The sequence below is a fragment of the Nocardia sp. 348MFTsu5.1 genome (assembly GCF_000383535.1).
GTDB lineage: Bacteria > Actinomycetota > Actinomycetes > Mycobacteriales > Mycobacteriaceae > Williamsia > Williamsia faeni.
This window is the reverse complement of record NZ_KB911509.1, coordinates 407,352-433,029: the sequence shown is the minus strand read 5'-3', so window position 1 is coordinate 433,029 and position 25,678 is coordinate 407,352. Positions and strand designations below refer to the sequence as shown.

At 64.0% G+C, this 25,678-nt stretch carries 22 protein-coding genes; 14 read left to right on the top strand and 8 right to left on the bottom strand.

All coding sequences use genetic code 11. From position 1 onward, the window contains the following. Window positions 1-7: 7 nt before the first annotated feature. The 7 genes from hsaC to H290_RS0102015 all read left to right on the top strand — a co-directional run bounded on the left by hsaC (window position 8) and on the right by H290_RS0102015 (window position 6,967). Window positions 8-928: an iron-dependent extradiol dioxygenase HsaC gene (gene hsaC / locus H290_RS0102045; protein ID WP_020105090.1), complete on the top strand. Its 921-nt coding sequence runs from the start codon at window positions 8-10 to the stop codon at window positions 926-928. A gap of 1 nt (window position 929) precedes the next feature. Further along, window positions 930-1,538 carry a 3-hydroxy-9,10-secoandrosta-1,3,5(10)-triene-9,17-dione monooxygenase reductase subunit gene (gene hsaB / locus H290_RS0102040; RefSeq protein ID WP_020105089.1) on the top strand — a complete coding sequence of 203 codons (609 nt, stop codon included), beginning with the start codon at window positions 930-932 and terminating at the stop codon, window positions 1,536-1,538. A 42-nt stretch (window positions 1,539-1,580) separates the two neighbouring features. Continuing rightward, entirely contained in the window at window positions 1,581-2,768 is a 1,188-nt protein-coding gene (locus tag H290_RS0102035) for a hypothetical protein (RefSeq protein ID WP_020105088.1), read from the top strand. Then, a complete protein-coding gene (locus H290_RS0102030) occupies window positions 2,765-3,559 on the top strand; it encodes an SDR family oxidoreductase (RefSeq protein WP_020105087.1) in 795 nt (264 codons plus the stop codon). Before H290_RS0102035 ends, H290_RS0102030 begins: the two co-directional genes overlap by 4 nt. A 9-nt stretch (window positions 3,560-3,568) precedes the next feature. After that, on the top strand, window positions 3,569-4,702 hold the full coding sequence (locus H290_RS0102025; protein WP_020105086.1) for a sulfotransferase: 1,134 nt from the start codon (window positions 3,569-3,571) through the stop codon (window positions 4,700-4,702). A gap of 139 nt (window positions 4,703-4,841) precedes the next feature. Further along, a complete protein-coding gene (locus tag H290_RS0102020; RefSeq protein ID WP_020105085.1) occupies window positions 4,842-6,317 on the top strand; it encodes an MFS transporter in 1,476 nt (491 codons plus the stop codon). 8 nt (window positions 6,318-6,325) lie between these two features. Then, window positions 6,326-6,967, top strand: a complete 642-nt coding sequence (locus tag H290_RS0102015) for a TetR/AcrR family transcriptional regulator (RefSeq protein ID WP_020105084.1) — start codon at window positions 6,326-6,328, stop codon at window positions 6,965-6,967. 456 nt (window positions 6,968-7,423) lie between these two features. Here H290_RS0102015 and H290_RS0102010 read toward each other — a convergent pair whose 3' ends face one another. The 6 genes from H290_RS0102010 to H290_RS0101985 all read right to left on the bottom strand — a co-directional run bounded on the left by H290_RS0102010 (window position 7,424) and on the right by H290_RS0101985 (window position 13,674). After that, on the bottom strand, window positions 7,424-8,521 hold the full coding sequence (locus H290_RS0102010; protein WP_020105083.1) for an acyl-CoA dehydrogenase family protein: 1,098 nt from the start codon (window positions 8,519-8,521) through the stop codon (window positions 7,424-7,426). After that, entirely contained in the window at window positions 8,518-9,492 is a 975-nt protein-coding gene (locus tag H290_RS0102005) for an acyl-CoA dehydrogenase (RefSeq protein WP_020105082.1), read from the bottom strand. The genes H290_RS0102010 and H290_RS0102005 overlap by 4 nt, the downstream gene beginning before the upstream one ends. A gap of 1 nt (window position 9,493) precedes the next feature. Then, on the bottom strand, window positions 9,494-10,669 hold the full coding sequence (locus H290_RS0102000) for an acyl-CoA dehydrogenase family protein (RefSeq protein WP_020105081.1): 1,176 nt from the start codon (window positions 10,667-10,669) through the stop codon (window positions 9,494-9,496). Next, window positions 10,669-11,571, bottom strand: a complete 903-nt coding sequence (locus H290_RS0101995) for an enoyl-CoA hydratase (protein ID WP_369758737.1) — start codon at window positions 11,569-11,571, stop codon at window positions 10,669-10,671. Before H290_RS0101995 ends, H290_RS0102000 begins: the two co-directional genes overlap by 1 nt. 319 nt (window positions 11,572-11,890) lie before the next feature. Beyond that, window positions 11,891-12,508: a response regulator transcription factor gene (locus tag H290_RS0101990; RefSeq protein WP_020105079.1), complete on the bottom strand. Its 618-nt coding sequence runs from the start codon at window positions 12,506-12,508 to the stop codon at window positions 11,891-11,893. Further along, window positions 12,505-13,674, bottom strand: a complete 1,170-nt coding sequence (locus H290_RS0101985; RefSeq protein ID WP_020105078.1) for a sensor histidine kinase — start codon at window positions 13,672-13,674, stop codon at window positions 12,505-12,507. The genes H290_RS0101990 and H290_RS0101985 overlap by 4 nt, the downstream gene beginning before the upstream one ends. Before the next feature lie 169 nt (window positions 13,675-13,843). On the opposite strand from H290_RS0101985, the gene H290_RS0101980 reads away from it, so the two are divergent. Both H290_RS0101980 and H290_RS0101975 read left to right on the top strand, forming a co-directional pair. Further along, window positions 13,844-14,881, top strand: coding sequence for an ABC transporter permease (locus tag H290_RS0101980; RefSeq protein WP_028462655.1), 1,038 nt, complete (start codon window positions 13,844-13,846; stop codon window positions 14,879-14,881). Further along, entirely contained in the window at window positions 14,878-15,615 is a 738-nt protein-coding gene (locus H290_RS0101975) for an ABC transporter ATP-binding protein (RefSeq protein WP_020105076.1), read from the top strand. The genes H290_RS0101980 and H290_RS0101975 overlap by 4 nt, the downstream gene beginning before the upstream one ends. Here the strand turns inward: H290_RS0101975 and H290_RS0101970 are convergent. Further along, window positions 15,602-16,498: an IclR family transcriptional regulator gene (locus tag H290_RS0101970; protein ID WP_020105075.1), complete on the bottom strand. Its 897-nt coding sequence runs from the start codon at window positions 16,496-16,498 to the stop codon at window positions 15,602-15,604. The two genes, H290_RS0101975 and H290_RS0101970, sit on opposite strands and share 14 nt — an antisense overlap. A 90-nt stretch (window positions 16,499-16,588) precedes the next feature. Between H290_RS0101970 and cysD the strand changes: the two genes are divergently transcribed. The 3 genes from cysD to H290_RS0101955 are packed head-to-tail and all read left to right on the top strand — an operon-like array spanning window position 16,589 to window position 20,165. After that, complete coding sequence (cysD, locus tag H290_RS0101965; protein ID WP_020105074.1) at window positions 16,589-17,503, top strand: sulfate adenylyltransferase subunit CysD; 915 nt, start codon at window positions 16,589-16,591, stop codon at window positions 17,501-17,503. Further along, entirely contained in the window at window positions 17,503-19,386 is a 1,884-nt protein-coding gene (gene cysC, locus H290_RS0101960; RefSeq protein WP_020105073.1) for an adenylyl-sulfate kinase, read from the top strand. The genes cysD and cysC overlap by 1 nt, the downstream gene beginning before the upstream one ends. Next, window positions 19,383-20,165 (top strand): 3'(2'),5'-bisphosphate nucleotidase CysQ, encoded by a 783-nt coding sequence (locus H290_RS0101955; protein ID WP_020105072.1) that lies wholly within the window; start codon window positions 19,383-19,385, stop codon window positions 20,163-20,165. The genes cysC and H290_RS0101955 overlap by 4 nt, the downstream gene beginning before the upstream one ends. A gap of 4 nt (window positions 20,166-20,169) precedes the next feature. Here the strand turns inward: H290_RS0101955 and eccA are convergent, their stop codons facing one another. Then, window positions 20,170-21,990 carry a type VII secretion AAA-ATPase EccA gene (eccA, locus tag H290_RS0101950; protein WP_020105071.1) on the bottom strand — a complete coding sequence of 607 codons (1,821 nt, stop codon included), beginning with the start codon at window positions 21,988-21,990 and terminating at the stop codon, window positions 20,170-20,172. 162 nt (window positions 21,991-22,152) lie between these two features. On the opposite strand from eccA, the gene purL reads away from it, so the two are divergent. Continuing rightward, window positions 22,153-24,432: a phosphoribosylformylglycinamidine synthase subunit PurL gene (purL, locus tag H290_RS0101945; RefSeq protein WP_020105070.1), complete on the top strand. Its 2,280-nt coding sequence runs from the start codon at window positions 22,153-22,155 to the stop codon at window positions 24,430-24,432. Window positions 24,433-24,553: 121 nt separating this feature from the next. Next, the gene (locus H290_RS0101940) at window positions 24,554-25,633 is read left to right on the top strand and encodes a diacylglycerol kinase (RefSeq protein ID WP_028462653.1); all 1,080 of its coding nucleotides are present in this window, start codon (window positions 24,554-24,556) and stop codon (window positions 25,631-25,633) included. Window positions 25,634-25,678: the final 45 nt, after the last annotated feature.

Here is a 25,678-nt window from a genome sequence, read left to right as displayed (position 1 = left end):
ATCGACGATGACGCAAGACTCGGGCCCCATCCGTTCTCTGGGGTACATGCGTATCGACGCCACCGATGTGGCGGCCTGGCGTGACTACGGACTCAAGGTCCTCGGCATGTCAGAAGGTAGCGGACCCACTGAAGGTGCCCTCTACCTGCGGATGGACGACTTCCCGGCCAGGCTTGTGATCGTGCCGGCCGATCGCGACCACCTGGCCAGTTCCGGCTGGGAATGCGCGAATGCTGCTGCATTGCAGGATGTTCGGGATCGGCTGTCGGCCGCGGGTGTGGTGTTCCGGGAGGCCAAGGACTTCGAACTCGCCGACCGTCAGGTGGTCGAGATGATCGTCTTCGAGGACCCTTCGGGCAACGTCCTCGAGGCATTCCACGGTGTGGCGCTGCAACATCGGCGAATCGTGAGCCCATACGGACACAAGTTCGTCACCGGGGAACAGGGCCTGGGTCACGTGGTGCTGACCACCGACGACGACAACGCGTCGCTCGAGTTCTATCGGGACGTGCTCGGATTCCGGCTGCGGGACTCGATGCGTCTCCCCGCGGAGATCGCGGGGCGCGAGCCGGGAAGCCCGCCAGTGTGGCTGCGGTTCTTCGGTTGCAACCCAAGGCATCACAGCCTGGCATTCATGCCGTTCCCGAACGACACGGGGATCGTGCACCTGATGATCGAGGTGGAGAACACCGACGACGTCGGCTTGGCGCATGATCGGGCACTTCGCAAGAAGGTGCCCATGTCGGCAACACTCGGCCGCCATGTCAACGATCTGATGTATTCGTTCTACATGAAGACGCCGGGTGGATTCGACGTCGAATTCGGTTGTGAAGGACGCCAGGTCGACGATCACGACTGGGTCGCCCGAGAAAGCACCGCCGTCAGTCTGTGGGGACATGATTTCTCCATCGGATTCAAGAACGCCTGACATGGCTGGAGACGGAGCCGACGGCGGAGCGCGTCCCATGTCCGGTGGCCCGCGCGGGACCGATGATTTCGATGCCCGGCAGTTCCGGACGGCCATGGGACAGTTCTGCACCGGGGTCACGGTCATCACCACAGTGACCGACGACGGTTCGCCCGTCGGATTCGCCTGCCAGTCGTTCGCCGCGTTGTCCCTGGATCCGCCGCTGGTGCTCTTCTGCCCGATGAAGTCGTCGCGCAGCTGGAAGGCCATCGAGCAGAGCAAGAAGTTCTGTGTCAACGTCCTGTCGAACAGCCAGCAGTCCGTGAGCGCCGCATTCGGTGCACCCGGTGACGACAAGTTCGCCGGCATCGAATGGGAGAGTTCGCCACTGGGGCTGCCGGTCATCAAGCACTCGTTGTCGTGGGTGGATTGCACCCTTGATCGGGTCGATGACGGTGGTGATCACTTCATCGCGATCGGGCGAGTCCACACTTTGGGAGAACTGCTGCAGGACAAGCCCTTATTGTTCTACCGTGGCGGATACCTGTCCACCGAACATCCGCGGGTCACACCGGCACAAGCCGAACTGGAGAACTTCCTGACCTGGAACGGTGACGACACCTGGCTCTAGTGACTTGGGGCACTAGGTTCCCCCGGTTCTCAAAGGAGAGAGATGACACAACCATTCGCCCCCGATGTGACCGGTCCCTTCCGGGAGGCGATCGCCGAAGCCGAAAAGATGATCGCCGGAGCGGAATTCATTCAGAACGACCAGGATCTGGCCGAGGGGTTCGACTATCTGGCCGGCAGTATCAAGGCGAGTCTGCAGATGGCGTGGGCGCATGCGAAGAGTCATCCGTACCTCGTGACGTCCACGGGGCCGTACGCCAAGATGGGGCTCGACAACCCGGACACGTTGTACTACCACGCCAACGTGGTTCCCGACGCCGAGTACCGGATCACCGGAACGCGCGGTGACACAGCAGATCTGAGTTTCCAGGTCCTCAAGGGCGATTACACGTCGACCAACGTTCCCGGTGGCGACGATGCCTTCGATGATCGACGTCTGAAGATCGAGGCCGACGGCTCATTCGAATTGCGATTCGGGCCACCGAAATCCGATCCCGGACCCAACTACTTTGTCCTCGGCGAGGGTTCGTCGATGCTGGCGGTTCGCGAGGTCTACAACAATTGGGAGCAGCGCAAGGGTTCGATCCAGATCGAGCGGGTCGACACCGTTGGTACCGCACCCGAGGAGCCGGACCTCGCGCAGATCACCCGTCGCTACCAGATCGCCGGCAAGATGCTGTTGTCGCGGATCAACACCTGGTTCAACTTTCCCAAGTGGTTCTACCTCGACCTTCCGGTGAACACACTCACCGAACCCCGGCTGACGCCCGGCGGACTCAGTACCCAGTTCTCGTCGGTGGGGCACTATCAGCTCGCCGACAATGAGGCGATGCTCATCACTGTCCCGAAATCCGATGCGCCGTACCAGGGTTTTCAGCTCGGCAGCCTGTGGTATATCTCCCTCGACTACGTCAATCACCAGACCAGCTTGAATGCCGCGCAGGCGCAGGTCGACCCCGACGGCATGATTCGCCTGGTGGTGAGTGCGCAGAACCCGGGGATCGCCAACTGGATCGAGACGACCGGACGGCAGCGCGGGATTGCGCAATTCCGGTGGCAGCGGGTCGATCGGACATTGACAGCCTCGGACGGACCGTCGGTGGCGATCATCGACATCGCCGATGTGCCTGCCCATCTGCCGTATCACGAGTCCAACGTCGTCACCGATGACGAGTGGAAGGCGCGGATCGCCGAGCGCCAACGAGGTTTTGGACAAAGGATGCTGGGATGACAACTGCGGGAAGTGGATTGCTCGACGGCAAGGTGGTTGTGGTCGGGGGTGTCGGGCCCGGGCTGGGTCGGTCGATCTGTTTGCAGGCGGCCGCCGCCGGCGCCAAGGTTGTACTCGCAGCCCGCACCGCGTCGCGACTTGAAGAGGTGGCGAAGGAGATTTCCGCCACCGGCGGGGTCACGTTGCAGGTTCCGACGGACATCACCGACGACGACGCTGTCACCGCACTCGTCGACGCGACCGTGGCCGAGTTCGGGAAAGTCGACGTATTGGTCAACAATGCCTTTGCACTGCCATCGATGAAACCGCTGGCCCGAACGGATTTCGATCACATCCGGGCCAGTCTGGATCTCACCATCGTGGGCGGACTGCGGATGACGAAGGCGTTCACCGATGAACTCGAGAAGACGTCGGGGTCGGTCGTCATGATCAACTCGATGGTGATCCGCCACTCCGAGCCCCGGTACGGCAGCTACAAGCTCGCCAAATCGGCTTTGCTGGCGATGTCGCAGACGTTGGCCACCGAACTCGGGGACAAAGGTATCCGGGTCAACACCGTGGCGCCGGGCTACATCTGGGACGACCAGCTGAAGTGGTATTTCGGTGAGGTTGCGAAGAAGTACGGCATCACACCCGAGCAGGTCTATGAGCAGACGGCGTCGAAGTCGGATCTCAAGCGACTGCCCGAACCCGATGAGATTGCCAGGGCCGCAGTCTTTCTGGCCTCGGATTGGGCCAGCGCGATCACCGGCCAGACGCTGGATGTCAACTGCGGTGAGTACCACGTCTAGGGAGTTGTTGTGAGCACGAGAACGGATGTCGGAACAGTCGAAGACCTCAAGGCTTCGGCCACCAAAGCGGTTGGGCTGGACGACTTCGGCGAGGACGACTTCACCGAGGCACTCGGGGTGTTGCTCGAATCGTATGTACGCGATGCCGGGCTGACCGAACTCGGCAGCAAGATGAATCGGTTCTTCCTGCGCGGGGCCCTGGTGGCCCGGCTACTCAGTGAAGCGTCGTGGAAGGCGAACCCGCAGTACGCGTCGGTTTCCGTTGACCGGCCGATCTTTGTGACCGGGCTACCGAGAACCGGTACCACCGCGCTGCACCGGATGCTGACTGTCGATCCGGGACATCAGGGTTTGGAGATGTGGCTCGCCGAATTCCCGCAGCCGCGTCCACCACGGGACACGTGGGAGTCGAATCCGGTGTTCCAACAGATCCAGTCGGGTCTCGAGCAGCACCACGTCGCCAACCCCGAGTTCATGGGTCTGCACTACATGAGTGCGTCCGACGTCGAAGAATGCTGGCAGCTGCTCCGGCAGACCATGAAGTCGATCTCGTACGAGTCGTTGTCGTACCTGCCGACATACTCGCAGTGGCTGCAGCAGCAGGACTGGGTCAATGCCTACGTCAGGCACAAGAAGAACCTGCAGTTGATCGGTGTGAACGAGCCGGACCATCGGTGGATTCTCAAGAATCCCAGCCACCTGTTCGCACTCGACGAACTGATGGCCGTCTATCCCGATGCGCTGATCATCCAGACCCATCGGCCACCGGCGACGATCATCCCGTCGATGTGCAGCCTGGCCGAGGCCGCCGGAGACGGGTGGTCGACGGTATTCAAAGGTGAGTTGATCGGCCAGTCGCAGTTGGAGTTGTGGTCGCGAGGGCTGCGTCAGTTCAACACCGCACGTGCCAAGTACGACCCGGCCCAATTCATCGACGTCGACTTCCGCGACTTCCGCGCCGATCCGATGGGCACGATGGAGAACATCTATCGGACGTTCGACATCGACCTCACTGATGGCGCGGTCGCGGCGATGCGTGCACTGGACGAAGAGAGCCAATCGGGCGACCGCAAGCCGGTTCACAAGTACTCCCTGGAGGACTACGGCCTCACCGAGGCGCAGGTCAACGCCGCCTTCACCTGACCGAACCCGGGTCGTCCACGACGGTGTCATCCTGATGACCTGCTGATATCGCGGTATGCGGAGCGCCGTCTCCGCTTCGGATGCTAAGTTGTCCCGGTATCCGGAGTGATTTCTCCGCTTGTTGTCGTCAGGAGAATGAATGGAAACCGCGCCCACCCGAACACATCATCAGGTGACTTTTGCCGTCCTGACCGTGGGTGTCTCGGCCTTCGCGCTGTTGCAATCGCTGGTGATGCCGGTCTTGCCGACTGTAGAGGCAGCGCTGGGAACCACCCAGACCAACGTCACCTGGGTGCTGACCGCGTATCTGCTGTCGGCATCGATCTTCACCCCGATCATGGGTCGCCTCGGTGACATGCACGGCAAGAAGCGAGTGTTTGTGATCGCGCTGGTCGCGCTCGCTGCCGGCTCGTTGCTGGCCGCGTTGGCCACGTCGTTGTCGGTGATGATCATCGCTCGGGCGGTCCAGGGAATCGGCGGTGGTGTCCTGCCGTTGGCATTCGGCATCATCCGCGACGAGTTCCCCAAGGAGAAGGTGCCAGGGGCTGTGGGTTTGATCGCTGCACTCATCTCCGTCGGCGCCGGTGCCGGCACCGTGCTGGCGGGACCGATCGTCGACTCTCTCGGTTATCGATGGCTCTTCTGGATTCCGCTGATCATCACGAGCGTCGCCGCTTTGGCGGCATTCTTCCTGGTTCCCGAGTCTCCGATACGGTCCGAGGGAAAAATCAACTGGCTCACCGCATTCCTGTTGTCCTCGTGGCTGGTGCTGCTACTGCTGGCCGTCAGTCAGGCGCCCAGCTGGGGTTGGGGCTCGCCGAAGGTGATCGGCATGATCGTGGCCGCAGCGATCGTGGCGGCGACGTGGATCTTCGCCGAATCCCGCTCGTCGAATCCGCTGATCGACATGAAGATGATGCGCATCCGCAGCGTGTGGGCCGCAAACCTGGTCGCACTGCTGATGGGTATCGGCATGTATGCCGGGTTGGGTTTCTTGCCGCAGTTCCTGCAAACGCCCAGTTCGGCCGGATACGGTTTCGGAGCCTCGGTCACCCACTCGGGACTGTTGTTGCTGCCCAATGCGATTGGAATGCTCACGGTCGGGCTCTTCTCCGGCCGGCTCGCGGCCAGATTCGGCTCCAAGAATCTGTTGATCGTCGGATCGCTTGTCACCGCATCGTCCTACTTCATCATCGCATTTCTGCATTCGTCCGAGATCGACATCATCGTGGCGATGTCGATCGCCGGCATCGGTTTCGGCCTGGCATTCGCCGCGATGTCGAATGTTGTTGTCGCTGCGGTGCCGCCGGAACAAACCGGCGTTGCCAGCGGTATGAATGCGAACATCCGCACCATCGGTGGATCTCTGGGCGCGGCGTTCATGGCCAGTGTGGTGGCCGCGGGCGCATCGTCGTCGGGGCTTCCGACCGAAGCCGGATACACCAATGGTTTCATGATGCTGGGCATAGCCGGCGGCCTCGCCGCCGTGGCCGCTCTGTTCATTCCGGCGTTGACGCGAGACAAGAAGACCCATCGCGAAGAAACTGCGGAGCTCTCGCATCCTGAGCTCGCGATGGTTGCCGGCGGTACTCTGTCGGGTGACAAATCCGAGTGAGGTCCGACGTGAGTGTTGGCGAGGCAGTCGGCGGAGAAAAAACGCTGCGACGTGATGCCGCCGAAAACAGGCAGCGGTTGCTGGATGCGGCAGCAACCGTGTTCAGCGAGCGCGGTCTGGACGTGAGCGTCGACGAGATCGCCCGGGTTGCCGGCGTCGGAACCGGCACGCTGTATCGCCGGTTCCCCACCAAAGATGCGCTGATCAGCGAACTCGTCCGGCAGCTGTTGATCGACCTGGTCGCACTTGCCACCAAAGCTCTCGCGGTGACCGACGGATCCGGTCTCGAGCAGGTCATGTATGGAACCGGGGAGATCCAGGCATCCCAACGGGGGTGTATTTCGCGCATGTGGAATGACGAGGAGACCGAGGTGCTCAAATTGGAGTACCGGCGGATCCTGTCCGAGCTGCTGATATCAGCGAAGGATCACGGACGAATCCGGGAGGACGCCGCCCAGTCCGATGTGGATCTCACCTTCTGGGCACTGCGCGGAGTCATCGAAACGACCAGGGGTGTCAGCGATACCGCCTGGCGGCGCCACCTCGCTCTCGTTCTCGCCGGTTTGCGCCCCGGTGCCGAACCGATCGTCGAGCCGCCATTGGACGCGGATCACGTCGAGCGTGCAATCGTGCGCCTACACGTCCGCTGACACGCGCCTAACCACCGCCGACCGTGCCTTAAACGCCGTCGAGCGTGCCGAACGCACCGTTGACCGTGCCGAAGTTGCAGTCGCGCAACTATTTTCGGCACGCTCAGTGGTAATAAGGGCACGCTCGGCGGCGCGTTCGGCCCGCTCGACGGAGGTGGCGGTGGGTTGTTCAGCTGCGTCAGGTACCGGGCTGTGGCCAATCGGTGAGTGACTACTGAGGTCGGACGCAAATTTGCGTCTACACGCCCGCCTAACCACCGCCGACCGTGCCCTAAACGCCGTCGAGCGTGCCGAACGCACCGTTGACCGTGCCGAAGTTGCAGGCGCGCAATCATTTTCGGCACGCTCGGCGGTAATAAGGGCACGCTCGACGGCGCGTTCGGCACGCTCGGCGGCGCGTTCGGCACGCTCGACGGAGGGGCGGTGGGTTGAGTGGCGGTGGGCTGCGTGGGTGTGTCAGAGGCCGGCGGCTGTGGCCAAACGGGTGAGTGACTGATGTGGCTGACCGAAGAGTTGTGCGCTGCCATGTGCCCGTTTGAAGTACAGGTGGGCATCGTGTTCCCAGGTGATACCGATTCCACCGTGCAGTTGAATGGTCTCGCCAGTGATGTGTGAGAACGCATCCGAGCAGTACACGCGTGCCGCGGCGGCCATATCCAGGGCGTCGTCGGAACCGGAGACCAATGCGTCGACCGCTGCGTAGGAGATCGAGTGTGCGGTTTCGGTGAGCGCGTACATATCCGCCATCCGATGTTTCAGAGCCTGGAAGGATCCGATGACACGACCGAACTGCTTGCGGGACTTGGTGTATTCGACCGTCAGATCAAGCGCGGCCCGAGACGCGCCGACCTGTTCGGCACTCAGCGCGACGTAGGCGACGGCGCGTAACCGGTCGGCCAGATCAGCCGGTGTGGGTATGGCTGTCGCGTCGACGTCGTCGAACGTGATGCTGGTCAGAGGTCGGGTGGGATCCATCGTCGGACGTGCCGAGCGGGTGATGCCGTCTGCGGTCGCGTCGACGACGTGCAGGTTGACATGTCCACCGGTGCGGGCCAGAACAACAAGTACATCGGCTGTTTCGCCGTCGAGTACATAGTGGGAGGTGCCGGAGAGGATTCCGGCGTTTGCCTCGACGCCGGGCCGGTCCCACCCGGCCTCGTTCGCCCAGCACAGGGCGGCCGTCTTCTCACCGGAGGCGAGAGCGGGCAACGTGGCGGCGCAGATGTCGGTGTCGCCACTGAGCAGCAGCGCCTGGGTGGCGAGCACGGCGGATCCGAGCATGGGGACCGGGGACAGTGCGCGGCCGAGTTCTTCGAGCACCAGGTGGGTCTCGTTCAGAGTCGCGCCGACACCGTCGAACTCTTCGGGGATCGACAGCGCGGCGACCCCGATCTGTTCGCACAGTGTTGACCACAGCGCACGGTCGGTCCGACCTTCCGACGCCATCGCCGTACGTACCGCCGAGGAGTCGCCGCTTCGACGCAGCAGACTCGCGACCGAATCCCGCAGTGCCGACTGCTCTTCGGTGTCGATGCCGGGGGAATGGATGCTCATACGGTGATCGCCTCCAATACCCGGGCCCGATGTGCGGCGGGTGTACCCCAGGCGGTGATCAGTGCCCGAGTTTTGGTCAGGTACAACGACAGGTCGTGTTCCTGGGTATAGCCGATCGCGCCGAGCACCTGCAGTCCGACCCGGGACGCGAGATAGGCCGCTTGGCCGGCAGCAACTTTGGCCGCCGAGACATCGCGGGATACGAACTGCGGTTCGGGAACGGCGCCGTCCAATGACAGGGCGGCGCCGTGAATCAACGGCCGCGCCATCTCCACTGCGACGGCCACGTCTGCCAGATGGTGTTTGACCGCCTGGAACGAGCCGATCTCCCGTCCGAACTGCTTGCGGGTCTTCGCGTATTCGCCGGTGAGGGCGAGCATGGTGTCGGCCAGCCCGATCAGTTGGGCGGCAGTGGCGAGTGCGCCGAAGTCGAAGCCCCGCACCGGGTCCACCGTCCCCACCGGGGCATCGATGTCCACCGACGACAACGTACGCGTGTGATCGACCGATGGCCGTGGATTGGTGGCGACACCGGTATTGAGGGTGTTGTCGTCAACAAGGTAGACCTGCCCGGCCACCGCGGCATCTACGGCGTACGGCACCAGCGGGGGGTGGGCAACGGTGGCCAGTTCGCCTTCGGCCAAGGCCCCCAAGCGATCGGTGGCCCCGGCATCAGCCAGCAGAATCGGCACTGCGGCAATGGTTTCGGCAACCGGTCCGGGTACCGCATACCGGCCGAGTTGATGCGCCGCGACCACCATCTCGATGGCCCCCGCGCCCATTCCGCCATGATCTTCACTGATCAACAGGGCATTGACACCGGTCTCCGCCAGCTTCGACCACACGATCTCTCCGGGTTTCGTGTCACCGTCACTCCAGGAGCGGATGACGCCGGGTAGATCGGATTTGGCCAGCATCGAATCGATGGATGCGGCCAGGTCGTGATGTTCTTCTTCGAGTAAGAATCTCATGTCAGCGTTCCCCTCGCGGCAGGCCGAGCAGGCGTTCGGCAATGACGTTGCGCTGAATTTCGTTGGTGCCGGCATAGATCGGTCCCGACAACGAGAACAGGTATCCACCCAGCCAATCGCCGGATGGCTGTCGTTGCGCGAGTTCGGCATCCGCGCCGAGCAGATCGAGTGCGGTCTCGTGGGTGGCGATGTCCCACTGCGACCAGAACACCTTGTTGATCGATGACTCCATTCCGAGCTGGCCACCCTCGGCGAGCCGGCTGACGGTGGCGTAGGTCGAGAGCTCGTAGGCCCGGGCTCCGATCCACGCATCGGCGACCTGATCACCGAATTCCTTGCGCGCCGTGGCATCGGTGTCATTCCACAGAGCCAGGAGCCGATCGGTGGTGGCCAGGAACCGCCCGGGGGAGCGGAGCGAGAGTCCACGTTCGTTGGCGGCGGTGCTCATTGCGACCTTCCAGCCGTTGTTCACCGAGCCGATCACGCCGGAATCGCCGGGCGCGCCCGGATCGTCGGGGACAAAGACGTTCTCCAAGAACAGTTCTGCGAAACCGGCTTCGCCGTCGAGCTGATTGATCGGTCGCACCGTGACGCCATCGCTCCGCAGGTCGAACATGAAATACGTGATGCCCTTGTGGCGGGCCGAATCCGGATCCGATCGGAACAGACCGAAGCCCCAGTCGGCGAAACTGGAGCGCGAACTCCAGGTCTTCTGGCCGTTGAGGAGCCATCCGCCGTCGGTGCGGGTGGCGGTCGACCGCAGCGATGCCAGGTCGCTGCCGGCCTCGGGCTCGCTCCACGCCTGACCCCAGATATCGTCGGACCGCGCCATCCGGGGCATGATCCGGGCCAGCTGCTCGGGGTGTGCGTGCTCGAAAAGGGTTGGTGCGAGCAGGAATATCCCGTTCTGACTGACCCTGCCGGGCGCGCCGCTGCGGTAGTACTCCTCTTCGAAGATCAGCCAGTGCAACAGCGGGGCGTCGCGCCCGCCGTATTCGACGGGCCAGCTCACCACCGACATCCGGGCGTCGGCCATCTGGCGTTCCCAGCGTCGGTGCTCCTCGAAGCCCTCGGCAGTGTCCATTGAAGTCAGTGGCTCTTTCGGAACATTGTCGGCGAGCCAGCCACGGACCTCGGCGCGGAACTCGTCGGCTGCTGAATCGAAAAGTAGATCCATCAGGAGCTCTGCTTGTCGGCGCTCGACTTCATCGACTTGGCATCCATGCCACCCAGCGAATCTCCGCCCATGGTTTCGGCATTCGCACTGTGCGCGAAGTGATGCCAGCCGAAGACCGAATCCATCGCGTTGCGCAGACCCATCTGGTCCTCGCAGATGTTGACGGCCTTCTTGGTCAGCGCGAGCCCGAGCTGGGGCATCTGGGCGATCCGTTCGGCGATGTCCTCGACCTTGGCTTCGAGCTGATCACGCGGGACAACATGGTTGACCATGCCCCACTCGAGCGCTTCGGCCGCGCCGAAACGTTCCCCGGTGAACAAGATCTCCTTGGCACGACGCGGGCCGAGGACAAATGCGTGGGCAAAGTACTCGACACCGGGAATGCCCATCCGGGCAACCGGATCGGAGAAGAACGCGTCGTCGGAGGCGACGATGAAGTCGCAGATCCAGGCGAGCATCAGCCCGCCCGCGATACAGGCGCCGTGGATCTGGGCGATGACCGGCTTCGGGATCTCCCGCCAGCGCCGGCACATCCCGACGTAGACCTCGGTCTCGCGAGCCAGTCGCTGGTCACCGCCGACACGGTCGGTGTGGTCCCAGTAGAGGGTGGCGGTGTTGGGGTATTTGACGTGGACATCGCGTTCTGGCGTGCCGATGTCGTGGCCGGCGGAGAAGTGTTTCCCGGCGCCGCGCAGGACGATGACCTTGACGCCGGCGTCGTCGACGGCGCGTCCGAAGGCGGCGTCGAGGGAGTAGGTCATCACCGAGTTCTGGGAATTGCGGAACTCAGGTCGATTGAGGGTGATGTATGCCGTGGCACCGACAACGTCGTAGGCCACCGGCGAGGTGTCGGGGCCTAGTTCTGCAGCGCTCAGGGGGCTCGGGATCGTCACACCGAACACCATACCTAGCAAATGCTTGGTTGGTAAACCCGCGGTGATGGTCACGCCCTGTTTCCGACCACCGAACTCCGCTGTCGACATATGCTTTGCCGACGCCTGAAGGGCTCGGGCGCGCGTCTGGTGGTGATGTGATGGCAAGGTTCTATTCGGCGGACGTGAAGTGTGTTTGTGGCCATCCGGAGGCTGCTCATGAGCACCTCCGACCAGGCACCGACTGTGCGCTCTGTGAGGCCGATGGGTGTCGCCGATTTCGGCGGCGCCGATTCTGGAGGCGCAAGCAAGGCCGTTGATCAGAGTGTCTTCCGACTGGTGCGCCGAATCAGATGGCTCCCAGTTCCCGGGCCCGCGCGATCGCCGAGGTCCGGGAATTGACACCCAGCTTCGCGTAGATGTGGACCAGGTGCGTTTTGACGGTTGTTTCGCTGAGATACAGCGCCTTACCGATGGCCCGGTTCGACATCCCCGCCTCGACGAGCCCGAGGACTTCGATTTCCCTGGGACTGAGCGACGACTCGGGTTTGCGAACCCGCGTCATGAGTTTGGATGCCACGGCGGGCGACAGGACGCTCTGGCCGACGGCAGCGGTCCGGACCGCGGCGAGTAGCTCGGCCGGTGGAGTGTCTTTGAGGAGATAGCCGCAGGCGCCGGCCTCGATGGCGGTGAGGATGTCGCTGTCGGTGTCATAGTTGGTCACCACCAACACATTTGGTGCGTTCGGAAGGTCGCGGAGGGTTGCCGTGGCTTCGACTCCCGAGGTGCCGGAACCGAACCTCAGATCCATCAACACCAGATCCACGTCAGTGGTGGTGCAGTAGGCGATCGCGGCTTCTGCAGTCGCCACCTCGCCCACCACGTCGATGTCGTCGCTCTCTTCGAGGATCGCACGCAGACCCGCCCGCACGATCGCGTGATCGTCGGCCAACAGCAAGCGGATCATCGTGGGGTCTCCACTGCGGCGATCGGAAACGAGACCGCCAGTGCGGTATGTCCGGGCTCGGACTCCAGATCGAGTGAACCGTGAAGCTGTTCCACTCGTCGTCGTATTGCATTGAGACCGAACGATTCGGACGGGTCCTGGTCGAGTATTCGCACATCGAATCCGATCCCGTCGTCGACGACGTCGAGTGACACCACGTCGTCACTGTAAGTCAGCGTCACCTGGACCCTCGTCGCCTGCGCGTGCTGGACCACGTTTGCCATCGCGCTCTGCGTTATCCGCACCAGCGCCGCCTCGATCGGCATCGGCAACTGCGCTGCCTCGCCCTCGACCAAGGTGTGCACGTCCAGCGTCTCCGACTGCGCCCGGGTGCAGATCCGACGCACTGCCGACCCCAATGTCTGCCCCTCCAACGCCGCCGGAGTGAGTTCGGCGATGAGCTGACGGGTCTCGGCGAGACTGTCGGCGGCGACGTCGCGGGCCATCCGGATCTTCTCGATCGCGGGGTGCTGCGGGTCGGCCCGTTCGGCGGCATGGAGCAGCAACTGGATGCTGCTCAGCCCTTGCGCGACGGTGTCGTGGATGTCCTGGGCCAGCCGCTCACGCTCGGCGAGTATGCCGGAGGCACGTTCCTGGGCGGCGAGAACCTCCCGGGTGGCGACGAGTTCGTCGATCAGTCGTTGACGTTCTCTGGCTTCCCGATACAGCGTCCGGTAGCCCACGCCGATGACAACGGCGACGCAGGCCCCGATCACCGGACCGACCACCCCGGCTACCGACCAGCCCCGATGCACCCCGGTACTGACGATCGCGAGAGCAGTCGCCGCGGCGACCGCGAGCAGGTTCCACCGAGGGGGCAAGACCCGCAAGTACACAAAGAACAGTCCGAACGCGATGTAGGCGGCATCGGGTGTATGCACGATCAGGACCAGCCACAACAGCGTCAGAGTGGCGATCCACACGCCTCGTCCCCGTCGCCCCAACCGGACCACGACACCGACGAGATACGCACCCATGAACCCGAGCGTGAGAACGACCACCGCCATCTGATGCGGTTCATCGAGGAGCAGGGCTCGCAGAAGAACCACCATGCTCAGCGCGACGATCAGCACATGCAGCGCGTTCTGCAGGCCGGCGAACACAGGGGTCAGGGACGAGTCGCGCACGTCTTCGAGCGTAAACAACCATCACTCCTGCGCATCCATCAAAAGAAGTAGCAGCGCATCCATCGTTCGACCTGCACGGACCGGCGCTTCCGTGCGATGGCGGCATCGCCCGTCACCGCGACGATGAACTCGAGGCCGCAACAACGTGGCGTCGATGAAAGGAATGCTGGTGTTCGTCGCTCTCCGGGACCTGCGCGCTGCGCGTGGCAGGTTCGCGCTCATCACCCTCGTCGTAGTGATGGTGGCCGTGCTCACCAGTTTTCTCAGCGGCCTGACCGCTGGGCTGCGCCACCAGAACGTATCGGCCATCGAATCGATCACCGCTCACACTGTGGTCTTTTCAGGAGAGGATCCGTCCTTCGACGATTCCAGTGTGTCCATCGAGCAGATTGCCACCTGGACACGGGCCGGCGGTGAGGTCGACCCGATCGGGATCAATCGCGCCAAGGCAATGTCTGACGGCGGATCGACGGCAGCGGTGGCAGTGATCGGGGCCGACGACGGCGTCGGGGACCGGGCGCCGGCCATGCCCGATACCGTCGTGCTCAGCGAACCCGCAGCATCCGACCTCGACGCCGGAGTCGGGGACACCGTCACCGTTGGCGGCAAACAATTCGTCGTCGGCGCGGTCCGCGGCGACGACTGGTTCAGCCACAGCCCCGTGGTCTGGATCGGTTTCACCGACTGGCAGGCGTTGAACCAGACCACCGGCGCCACTGTTCTCGCGGTATCGGGGATCTCGAACGTGGATGCGGTCGACAGGGCCGCCGGGACGACGTCGACGAGTGTGGCGGACTCGTTGGAAGCGATCGGTTCGTACAAATCCGAGAACATGTCCCTGACGTTGATGACCGTGATGCTGTTTGCGATCTCAGCTCTGGTGATCGGTGCTTTCTTCACGGTCTGGACCATTCAGCGGACCCCGGACATCGCTGTTCTCAAAGCCCTTGGGGCCAGCACCGGATCGCTCGTTCGCGATGCGTTGGGCCAGGCTTTGATAGTCCTCGTTGTGGGTGTCGGTGCCGGACTGGCCATCACCGTGGGCGCCGGACAGGTCATGGGCGACGCGGTCCCCTTTGTCGTCGACGCGTCCACCACCATCGTGCCTGCGGCCGCACTCATCGGATTAGGGCTGCTCGGCGCCGGTTTCGCGCTCCGCTTCGTGTCCACCACAGATCCACTCACTGCCCTGGGGAGTACCCGATGAACATCGCGCTCGACATCCAGCACGTCATACTCACCTTCGCCGACGGACAAGCCCGCCGCGTCACCGCCCTCGATGACGTGTCACTGCGTCTGGGCCGCGGCGAGATTGCCGCGATCACCGGCCCCTCGGGCTCGGGAAAATCAAGTCTCCTGGCGGTGGCCTCGACACTCATCCGCCCCGACAACGGTCATGTCTACCTGTGGACCGGCGAAGGCCGGACCGATATCACCGAGTTGTCGGGTCGTGATGCTGCGGCGGTGCGTCGAGGCGAGATCGGATTCGTGTTCCAGCAGTCGAACCTGGTGTCGTCGCTGACCGCACTGGAACAGCTCGAGGTGACTGCGCATCTGGGACAGTCCCTGGTGGTGCCGCGTCGTCGTCGGCGGCAGGCACGGGATCGGGCGATGGAATTGCTGGATGCGGTCGGGCTGATCGACCAGCGGGACAAGAAGCCCGGACAGCTCTCCGGTGGCCAACGTCAACGCGTCAATCTGGCCCGGGCCCTGATGAACGATCCCGGGCTGCTGGTGGTGGACGAACCCACCAGTGCCCTCGATCAGGAACGGGGCGCCGCCATCATCGATCTGATCGTGGGTGTGGTCCGGGACCATCAAGCGGCGACCCTGCTGGTCACTCACGATCGAACCCACTTCGCGAAGATGGATTCGGTCTATCAGGTGACCGACGGGGTACTGACCGATGCGCGTGGTGAGGCCCTTCTCAAGCGCCGTTGAACCCGTGACGGATGTGGGCTTCCCCGACGCGATCAGCAGCTGCGACGACGGCCTTTCCGATCTGCTGCAGTTCGTCGGCAGGCATCTCGCGATTGGGGACGGCGACGATGGACGCGACCACTGCGCCGGTGTCGTCGAAGATGGGGGCGCCGACGGTGACGACGGCAACCCGGCCGACGATTTCTTCTGACAGATAGTCGATCGTTGTCAGTTCCGTGAGGAGACCGTCGACGCGTGAGCGTAATGAGTCCGACACCGGTGAATCCCTCAGGGAGGCAAGGGTGTCGACCATCTGTGCATGGTCCGGGGTCATTCGTTCGACCGCGTAGCCGCGTTCGCGGATGGAATCGAGAACGTCGCGGAGCCGGCTCCGGGCCCCGGCGGGTGCGGCATCAACCCACCGCGTGATCGCGTTCTCCGGTGACCAGGCCACGAACTCCCGGCAGACGGTAGGGCGAAGTGGGATGCGCCGGCCGGGTTTGATCCACGCGAGCTCGGGCGTGCCGACAACATCGGTCACCGTGATCGATTCGCCGGTGCGCTCGGCCAGGAAAGCCGGCATGTCCAGAGTGTCTGCCATGTCCTGCAACGCCGAGGCCGCCAGCCGCCGCAGGGGGAAACCGCGTTCGGCCCGCTGAACGAGCCCGACAAATCCGGCGCTGATGCTGAAGTTTCCGTCGTGGCGGGTCACCCAGCCATCGCGCGTGAGTTGCGCCAGCACGGCGTGGGCGGTGGCCCGCGACGACCCGGTGCGCCGGACGATCTCCGCGAGCGACAGTGGTGTTTCGATGCTGGATGCCAGCAGTTCGATCGTCCGCACCACCCGCTGTGTCGGTGGCGAGGGTTGACCGGCCCCGTTGCCGTCATCTACCGTCGATGTCATATTGTCGAACGCTAGTGTCGAATATTCGACATGTCAACACCGCGGGTCTTGCCCGCGGGGAATCGAACACCAGGGCGGAAGGTCATCACGGTGTTGAACACGAGGTACGAGCTCACACATCTCGCCGCACTCGAAGCGGAGTCGGTGCATATCTTTCGGGAGGTCGCCGCTACTGCGCAGCGCCCGGTGTTGTTGTTCTCCGCGGGCAAGGACTCGGTGGTGATGTTCCATCTCGCCCGCAAGGCCTTCTGGCCGGCGCCCGTTCCGTTCCCGCTGATGCACATCGATACCGGCCACAATTTCGAAGAAGTGATCGACTACCGGGATCGGGTTGTCTCCGAAACCGGTGTCCGGCTGATTGTTTCGAGGGTTCAGGATGACATCGACGCCGGCCGGGTGGTCGAACAGACGGGGCCGGGGGCCAGTCGTAACCGGTTGCAGACCGCGGCGTTGCTGCGCGCGATCAGGGAGAACTCCTTTGACACGGTCTTCGGTGGCGCGCGTCGCGACGAAGAGAAGGCCCGCGCCAAGGAACGGGTGTTCAGCTTCCGGGATGAGTTCGGTGCCTGGGATCCGCGGGCACAGCGCCCAGAACTATGGAATCTCTACAACGGACGCCATCACAAAGGTGAGCACATCCGGATATTCCCCCTGAGCAACTGGACCGAGCTCGACATCTGGCAGTACATCGCGGCCGAGGAGATCGCTCTGCCGAGCATCTACTATTCGCATCGTCGCGAGGTGGTCGCCCGGGACGGAATGCTTTTGGCGAGAACACAATTCCTGGAGTTGGGGCCTGGGGAGAAGACATACACCGAGCAGGTGCGATTTCGGACAGTGGGGGATGCGACCTGCACCGGCTGTGTTCTCAGCGATGCAGTCACGGTCCACCAGGTGATCGACGAGGTCGCCGCGACCCGGCTCACCGAACGCGGGGCAACCCGGGCCGACGACCGGATCTCTGAATCCGGAATGGAAGACCGCAAAAAGGAGGGGTACTTCTGATGACTGTTGACCACGAAAGTCTCGCGGCCAGCACGGTGATCGGCGGTCGAAAGGCGTTGTTGCGCTTGGCTACCGCCGGCAGCGTTGATGACGGAAAATCGACGCTCATCGGACGGTTGCTCTACGACTCCAAGAGTATCTTCACCGATCAGATGGAGTCCATCGAACGGACCAGCGCCGCGCGTGGAGATGAATACGCGAACCTCGCTCTGCTGACCGACGGGCTGCGTGCCGAGCGGGAACAGGGCATCACGATCGATGTCGCGTACCGCTATTTCTCCACTCCCAAAAGGAAATTCATCATCGCGGACACCCCGGGGCACGTGCAGTACACCCGGAACATGGTGACCGGTGCATCCACGGCTGATGTGGCGCTGATCCTCGTCGACGCCCGAAAGGGTGTTCTCGAACAAACGCGGCGCCACGCATTTTTGTCGTCGTTGCTCGGCGTCTCGCACGTGGTGCTCTGCGTGAACAAGATGGATCTCGTCGAGTGGTCGGAGGACCGGTTCAACGAGATCCGTGAGGAGTTCGCCTTGTTCGCCGCGAAACTCGACGTCAGGGATCTGAGCTTCATCCCGGTCTCGGCGCTCCTCGGCGACAACGTGGTGGACGCGTCCTCGAATACTCCCTGGTACCAAGGAGGTTCGCTGTTGGCACATCTGGAGGACGTCCACGTCGCATCGGACCACAACCTCATCGACGCGCGCCTGCCCGTCCAATATGTGATCCGGCCGCAGCTCGCCGATGGTTCGGACCATCGCAGCTATGCCGGCACGATTGCCAGCGGCACGTTCAAACCCGGCGACGAGGTCGTGGTGCTGCCCGGTGGGTTCAGCACCACGGTGTCGGAGATCTGGGGTCCGGGTGGAGCGAAGGTCGACGAGGCGTTTGCTTCGATGGCGGTGACCGTCTCACTGACCGACGAGATCGACATCAGCCGCGGCGAGATGCTGGCCCGCCCGGGCAACCGGCCGCACGTCGGCCGTGACATCGACGCGATGGTGTGCTGGTTCTCCGAGGACACCACACTGAAACCCGGAAACCGGTACACATTGCAGAGCTCCACGCGGGAGTCGAAGGCCGTCATCGAAGACCTCACGTATCGCCTCGATGTGAACACCCTGCACCGGGACGGGAGTTCGCAAGAGTTGCAGCTCAACGAAATAGGCCGGGTGACGGTGCGCACCGCGCAGCCGATGATGTTCGACGCCTATCGTCAGCATCGGGACACCGGTAGTTTCATCCTGGTGGATGAGGCGACGAACAAGACCGTCGGCGCCGGGATGATCAACGGTCCGGTGAGCCGTGACTCCCATGTGGTCTGGCACAGCTCGTCGGTGACCAGGGAGCAGCGGTCTCACCAGGGTGCGACGATCTGGCTGACCGGCCTGTCAGGTGCGGGCAAGTCGTCCATCGCAGTGGAATTGGAGCGGTCGATGGTCGCCGAGGGGCGCCCGGCCTACCTGATGGACGGCGACAATCTGCGCCATGGTCTCAACTCCGACCTCGGTTTCGGCGACGACGATCGCCGCGAGAACATTCGCCGGACCGCAGAAGTGGCTGCAATGTTCGCCGACTCGGGCGCGGTCGCCATCGTGTCGCTGATCAGCCCCTTCGCGGCGGAGCGCCAAAGGGCGAAAGAGATCCACGAGCAGCGCGGAATCCCGTTTTACGAGGTGTTCATCGATACGCCGCTCGACCTCTGCGAAGAGCGCGACCCCAAGGGGCTGTACGCCAAGGCGCGCCGGGGAGAGGTCACGCACTTCACCGGGATCAGCTCGCCGTACGAGCGGCCGGCCGATCCGGACGTGGTCATCACGCCCACGGACGGTGCGCCAAGGGATGTCGCCGAGTCGATTCGCCGTAACCTGGGCGTGTGACTGTTGACTCGAACGACCTCAAGTTGGCCGGCCGGTTGGCCACAGCCGCCGGTGAGTTGCTGCTCGACCTGCGGGCCACCTCCGGATTGACCGGCAAAGAGCTCGGCAATGCAGGCGATTTCCGGGCGAATGAGTTCTTGCTCAAAGAGTTGGCGCGTTTGTGTCCCGACGATGCCGTGCTGTCCGAGGAATCGTCCGATGACTTTGTCCGACTCGAGGCCGACCGGGTGTGGATCGTCGACCCGGTCGACGGCACCCGGGAGTACGGCACCGAAGGCCATACCGACTGGGCGGTGCATGTCGCCCTCTGGGAACGTGACGGCCAGACCGGGGTCGGGGCGTTGTCGGTGGGTGCAGTGGCATTGCCGGCGCTCGGCGTGACGTACGTCAACGACGGTGCGCCCATCGAACCTGCCGATGGTCTGGCCGCGACTCCGCGGGGAGATCGACCCAGGGTGGTGATCAGCGGTACTCGTCCGGCGGCGTTCTCGGAGGCCGTGGCTGCCGCTGTCGGCGGCGAATTGTTGTCGATGGGTTCGGCCGGTGCCAAGGCGATGGCGGTGGTCCGGGGTGAAGCCGATGCGTACGTCCACGCCGGCGGTCAGTACGAGTGGGATTCGGCGGCGCCGGTGGCGGTCGCGAAGTCGCAGGGCCTGTGGTGCAGCAGAGCCGATGGGCTGACCTTGGAATACAACCAGCGCGACGTCTTTCTTCCGGACCTGATCATTTGCCGGCCGGAACTGGCCGAGACGATCCTCGAGGTCACGCGCCAGGCCTGATCGCTCAGGCGGGCCGACGCTGAAGAGACCGCAGGACGTTGTCCAGGGCAGCCCGGATGTCGGCGACCTCGATCCGCATCAGCGCGTCGTCGTCGAGGTCGGTGAGGTCGACTGCGCCACTGGTGAGCCGGTGTTCCCGTTCTTCCTCGGCGCTCTCGACCACGTTGCGCACAAAGCGCCCGTTGCCGGCCAGGTCGATGGAACGGCGCCCGCCGCCGGACGCGTCCGGCTGAATCTGGTGACAGAGCGGGCCGCAGGCGAACTCCAGTTCCTGCAGTGCCTCCGGGCTGATGACCGAATCACGCTTGCGGGCAAGGAGTTCGGCGATGCCGGCCAGCTCCGGTGGACTGTAGGAGTCGAATCGGATGCGTTTGGCGAAACGGGACGACATGCCCTCGTTGGCCGACAGGAGCCGGTCGATCTCGGCGTCATACCCGGCGATGATGACAACCAGCCGGTCGCGGTCGTCCTCCATCCGCGCGAGCAGGGTGTCGACGGCTTCTCGTCCGAACGCATCGCCGCCGGACAGGCCACTCTGGATCAGGGTGTAGGCCTCGTCGATGAACAACACGCCGTCCATCGCACGGTCGATCACCTCGGACGTCTTGATCGCCGTGCTACCGAGGTGTTCACCGACCAGGTCACGCCGCGAAACCTGCACCACCGCATCGGTTTTGATCAGCCCGAGGCCGCAGTAGATCTTGGCGACGATGCGGGCGATGGTCGTCTTGCCGGTGCCGGGTGGCCCGGTGAAGGCCAGATGCAGGCTCCGGGGTCCGGTTGCGAGGCCTTTATCGGCGCGGATCTTGGCCAGTGTTGCCGCGGACTTCAGTTTGGCGACTTGGGTTTTGACCGATTCCAGGCCGATCTGTTCGTCCAGTTCGGCCTGTGCCGCCGCCAGTAGATCGCAATCACCGCCACCGTCCGCGCCAAGGCCCGACGTGTCGGGGACAGAGGTGGGATCCCATTTGTCAGTGCGCGCTTCGATGTCTTCGGCGCTGGTGATCACGAGCCGGAATCGTGGGTCGGACAGGGCTTTGGCATTGGCCGCGAACGCCGGGTCGCGGGAGTAGACGGCTTCGAACCGCTGGCGGGCCGCGGCCTCGGAACCCTGTTCGCGCAGTGCCAGGCCGTGGGTGAACGTCGCCGCGGTGGCCACTGCCGGGATCGGGCCTTCCTGAGCAGCCTCGAGCCGGCGGATCCCTTCGGCGAACAAGCCCATCTGCACACATGCGGACCCGGCCATGAGATCGGCGCCGGCATTCATATACGCGTCGGACCACGAGGCCGACTCGGACAGCGACGCGAGTACATCGGGCCAGCGCTGGGTTTTGAAGTGCAGGCTCGCTCGCAGGTAGTCGATGATGGGCGCTCGTCCGACCACCGTGGCAGCAGCCTCGTCGAGCGCATCTTCGGCACCCTGATGGTCGGCGCCGGTGATGAGGGTGGCGGCGTAGGCGGCGATGGCCTCGGTGCGGTCGGCCAGCGGATAGTCGATGTACAGGCCGGTCGAGAAACGTCCGGACAGGGTGCGGGCTGGTAGTCCGAGTCGTCGTTGCTCGGCGCCGATGGTGGCGCGGGCCCGATACAACTGCAGGATCACGGCGGGGGAGTTGTCGCCACAGGCGAGCCGCCCGAGCCAGGCGTCCGCGAGGGTGGGGTCCCACTCGGTGGCCCGCGTGAATGCGAGCGTGGCCTTGTCCCGGTCGGGCGGGTACTCCTCGGTGTCGACCCGGATGCCCAATGAGCGCACCGCGAAGTCGAAGAGCTGACGCGCCTTGGCGACCGCCGAGCGAGAACCCGGCGTAGCTGGTCCGTTGTTCATGAATGACCCCCGTCATTGCCCCCGCGCGCCACCCCCGGCGCGCGAGGGACAGACTACCGGCGTTCGCCGGATCGGGGCGCCGGACCGCCGAGAACGGTGGCGTCGACCGCTTGCCGAGACGGCATGGTCAGCGGTTGGTGTGGTACCGCCTAGACTGTTCTCGTGAGTGCAGACGTAGATACCGTTTCCGTCGCCGTCGATACGCCCGATCAGCCGCAGCCCTTCCGTGAGTTGGGTCTGAAGGATGACGAGTATCAGCGGATCCGTGAGATTCTCGGTCGCCGCCCGACCGCCGCCGAATTGGCGATGTACTCGGTGATGTGGTCCGAGCATTGCTCGTACAAGTCGTCGAAGGTGCACCTGCGCTACTTCGGCGAGACCACCACCGATGAGATGCGGTCGTCGATGCTCGCCGGAATCGGCGAGAACGCGGGTGTTGTCGACATCGGTGACGGCTGGGCCGTCACGTTCAAGGTCGAATCGCACAACCATCCGTCGTATGTCGAGCCGTACCAGGGTGCGGCCACCGGTGTCGGCGGCATCGTCCGCGACATCATGGCCATGGGTGCCCGCCCGATCGCGGTCATGGACCAGCTCCGCTTCGGCGCGGCCGATGCTCCCGACACCCGCCGGGTGGTCGACGGTGTGGTCCGCGGTGTCGGTGGCTACGGCAACTCTCTCGGCCTGCCGAACATCGGCGGCGAAACCGTGTTCGACGCGTCGTACGCGGGCAACCCCTTGGTCAACGCGCTCTGTGCGGGTGTGATGCGGGTCGAGGATCTGCACCTGGCGTTCGCGTCGGGTGCCGGTAACCGGATCATCCTGTTCGGCGCCCGGACCGGTCTCGACGGTATCGGTGGCGTGTCCGTCCTCGCGTCGGAGACTTTCGACGACACCGGTGGTGGCCGTCCGAAGAAGCTGCCTGCGGTGCAGGTCGGCGATCCGTTCACCGAGAAGGTACTCATCGAGTGCTGCCTCGACCTGTACAAGGCCGGCATTGTGATCGGTATCCAGGATCTCGGCGGTGCCGGATTGTCCTGTGCCACCTCGGAATTGGCTGCTGCCGGCGACGGTGGCATGCACATCGAACTCGAAAAAGTGCCCATGCGGGCCACCGGCATGACCCCGGCCGAGGTCCTCTCCAGCGAGTCGCAGGAGCGGATGTGTGCGGTGGTCGCCCCCGAGAACGTCGAGGCGTTCATGGAGGTCTGCCGCAAGTGGGACGTGCTGGCCACCGACATCGGCCACGTCACCGATGGCGAGCATCTCGAGATCACCTGGCACGGCGAGACCGTGGTCGACGTGCCGCCGCGCACCGTCGCCCACGATGGACCGGTCTACGAGCGCCCCGTCGTCCGGCCGGACTGGCAGGACGACGTGATCGCCTCGAGCACAAAGGATCTCAAGCGTCCGTCCTCCCCGGAAGAACTGCGGGCAACGCTGCTGGAGATGATCTCGTCGCCGGCACTGTGCAGCCGCCGGTTCATCACCGAGCAGTACGACCGCTACGTTCGCGGCAACACCGTGCTGGCCGAGCATGCCGACTCCGGCATGATCCGCGTCGACGAATCCTCCGGTCGCGGAATCGCTTTGGCGACAGACGCTTCGGGCCGCTACACCTACCTCGATCCGTACCGTGGCGCGCAACTGGCTTTGGCCGAGGCGTACCGCAACGTGGTCGTCAGCGGTGCCACACCCAAGGCCGTCACCAACTGCCTGAACTTCGGCTCGCCCGAGGATCCGGCCGTGATGTGGCAGTTCCAGCAGGCCGTCCGCGGATTGGCCGATGGTTGTGCGCAACTGGGCATTCCCGTCTGCGGCGGCAACGTCAGTTTCTACAACCAGACCGGTGCGACGGCCATCCTGCCCACACCGGTTGTCGGTGTCCTGGGCGTGATCGACGATGTCCGTCGGCGCATCCCGACCGGTTTCGGAACCGAGATCGGCGAGACGCTGATCCTCCTCGGTGACACCCACGACGAGTTCGACGGATCGATCTGGTCACAGGTGGCCCACGATCACCTCGGTGGCACGCCGCCGGCCGTCGACCTCGAGCGCGAGCGTCTCCTGGGCGAAATCCTCACCGCCGCATCGCGCGACGGTCTGGTCTCGGCTGCTCACGACCTGTCCGAGGGTGGACTCGCCCAGACCGTGATCGAAGCCGCGCTCGCGGGGGAGACCGGATGCCGGATCGTGCTGCCAGAGGGCGCCGATCCGTTTGTCTGGCTGTTCTCCGAGTCGTCGGGCCGCGTCCTGGTTGCGGTGCCACGCTCCGAAGAGGTGCGTTTCTGCGGAATGCTCGACGCCCGGCAGCTCCCGTGGGCCCGGATCGGTGTGGTCGACCAGGGCAGCGACTCCGTCGAAGTCCAGGATGCCTTCACCATCCCACTCACCGAATTGCGTGAGGCCTTCGAGGGAACGCTTCCCAAACTCTTCTCCTAAACCCGAAAGTGTGCCCTTTTGGCGGTCCCCACCTGGGGTTTTGTTCGCCAAAAGGGCACACTTTCGGGTGTGGGCGGGCTAGGGTGAACGTGTTCTAGTTTCCTGCGTACGGAGGTCTGTGGTGTCGTTGCGTGTTGTTGTCTGGTCCACCGGAACCATCGGAAAGCTGGCGATAGCCGGGGTGTTGGCCCGTCCCGAACTCGAATTGGTCGGGGTCTGGGTGTCGAACCCGGACAAGGTCGGTAAGGACGTCGGCGAGTTGGCCGGACTGGGGCGCGACCTCGGTCTCGCTGCCACCAACGACACCGAAGCGCTACTGGCGCTGCGTCCCGACTGCATCGTCCATGGCGCGATGACCGACGACCGCATCATGGAGGCGATCGACGACCTCATCTCGTTCCTCGAGGCCGGCGTCAACGTCGTCTCGTCCGGACCGGTCGCGCTGGTCTATCCCGACGGCGTGTTCCCGGACGAACTCAACGAGCGGATCCGCAGCGCCGCGCGGGCGGGCAATGCCACCCTGCACGTCAACGGCATCGACCCCGGATTTGCCAATGATGTTCTGCCGCTGGCGATGACATCGTTGTCGAAGCGGATCGACGAACTACGCGTGGCGGAGATTGCCGACTATGCGACGTACTACCAACCGATGACCATGACCGAGCTGTTCGGATTCGGCAAACCGATGGACACCGAGTCGATGCTGTGGATGCCCGGTGTCCTGTCCCTGGCCTGGGGTCCGGTGGTGCGACAACTCGCAGCCGGCCTCGACGTCACCCTCGACGAGCCGCTGATCGAGAAGATCGACCGCCGGCCGGCAGAGAGTGACTACGACATCGCCTCCTGCCATATCGCCAAGGGGACGATGGCCGCCGTCAGGTTCGAGGTGATCGGGACTGTAAACGGTGTTCCCCGAGTGGTTCTCGAACATGTCACCCGCACGCAGCGTGATGCTCAGCCGGACTGGCCCATACCCAGCAACGGCGACGGCTGCTACCGCATCGAGATCACCGGCGACCCGGTGATGACCGTCGACTTCGTCCACCACGGTGAGAACGGCGACCACAACGACTCCGGAATGCTGGTCACCGCAATGCGTTTGGTGAACGCGGTGGAAGCCGTGGTGAATGCTGCGCCCGGGCTTCTCACCGCACTCGACCTCCCGCAGATCACCGGTCGTGGATTGGTGACGAAGGACTGATCCGGTCGTATCGGCCCTCATCCACCCGAAATCGCACCGCCCACC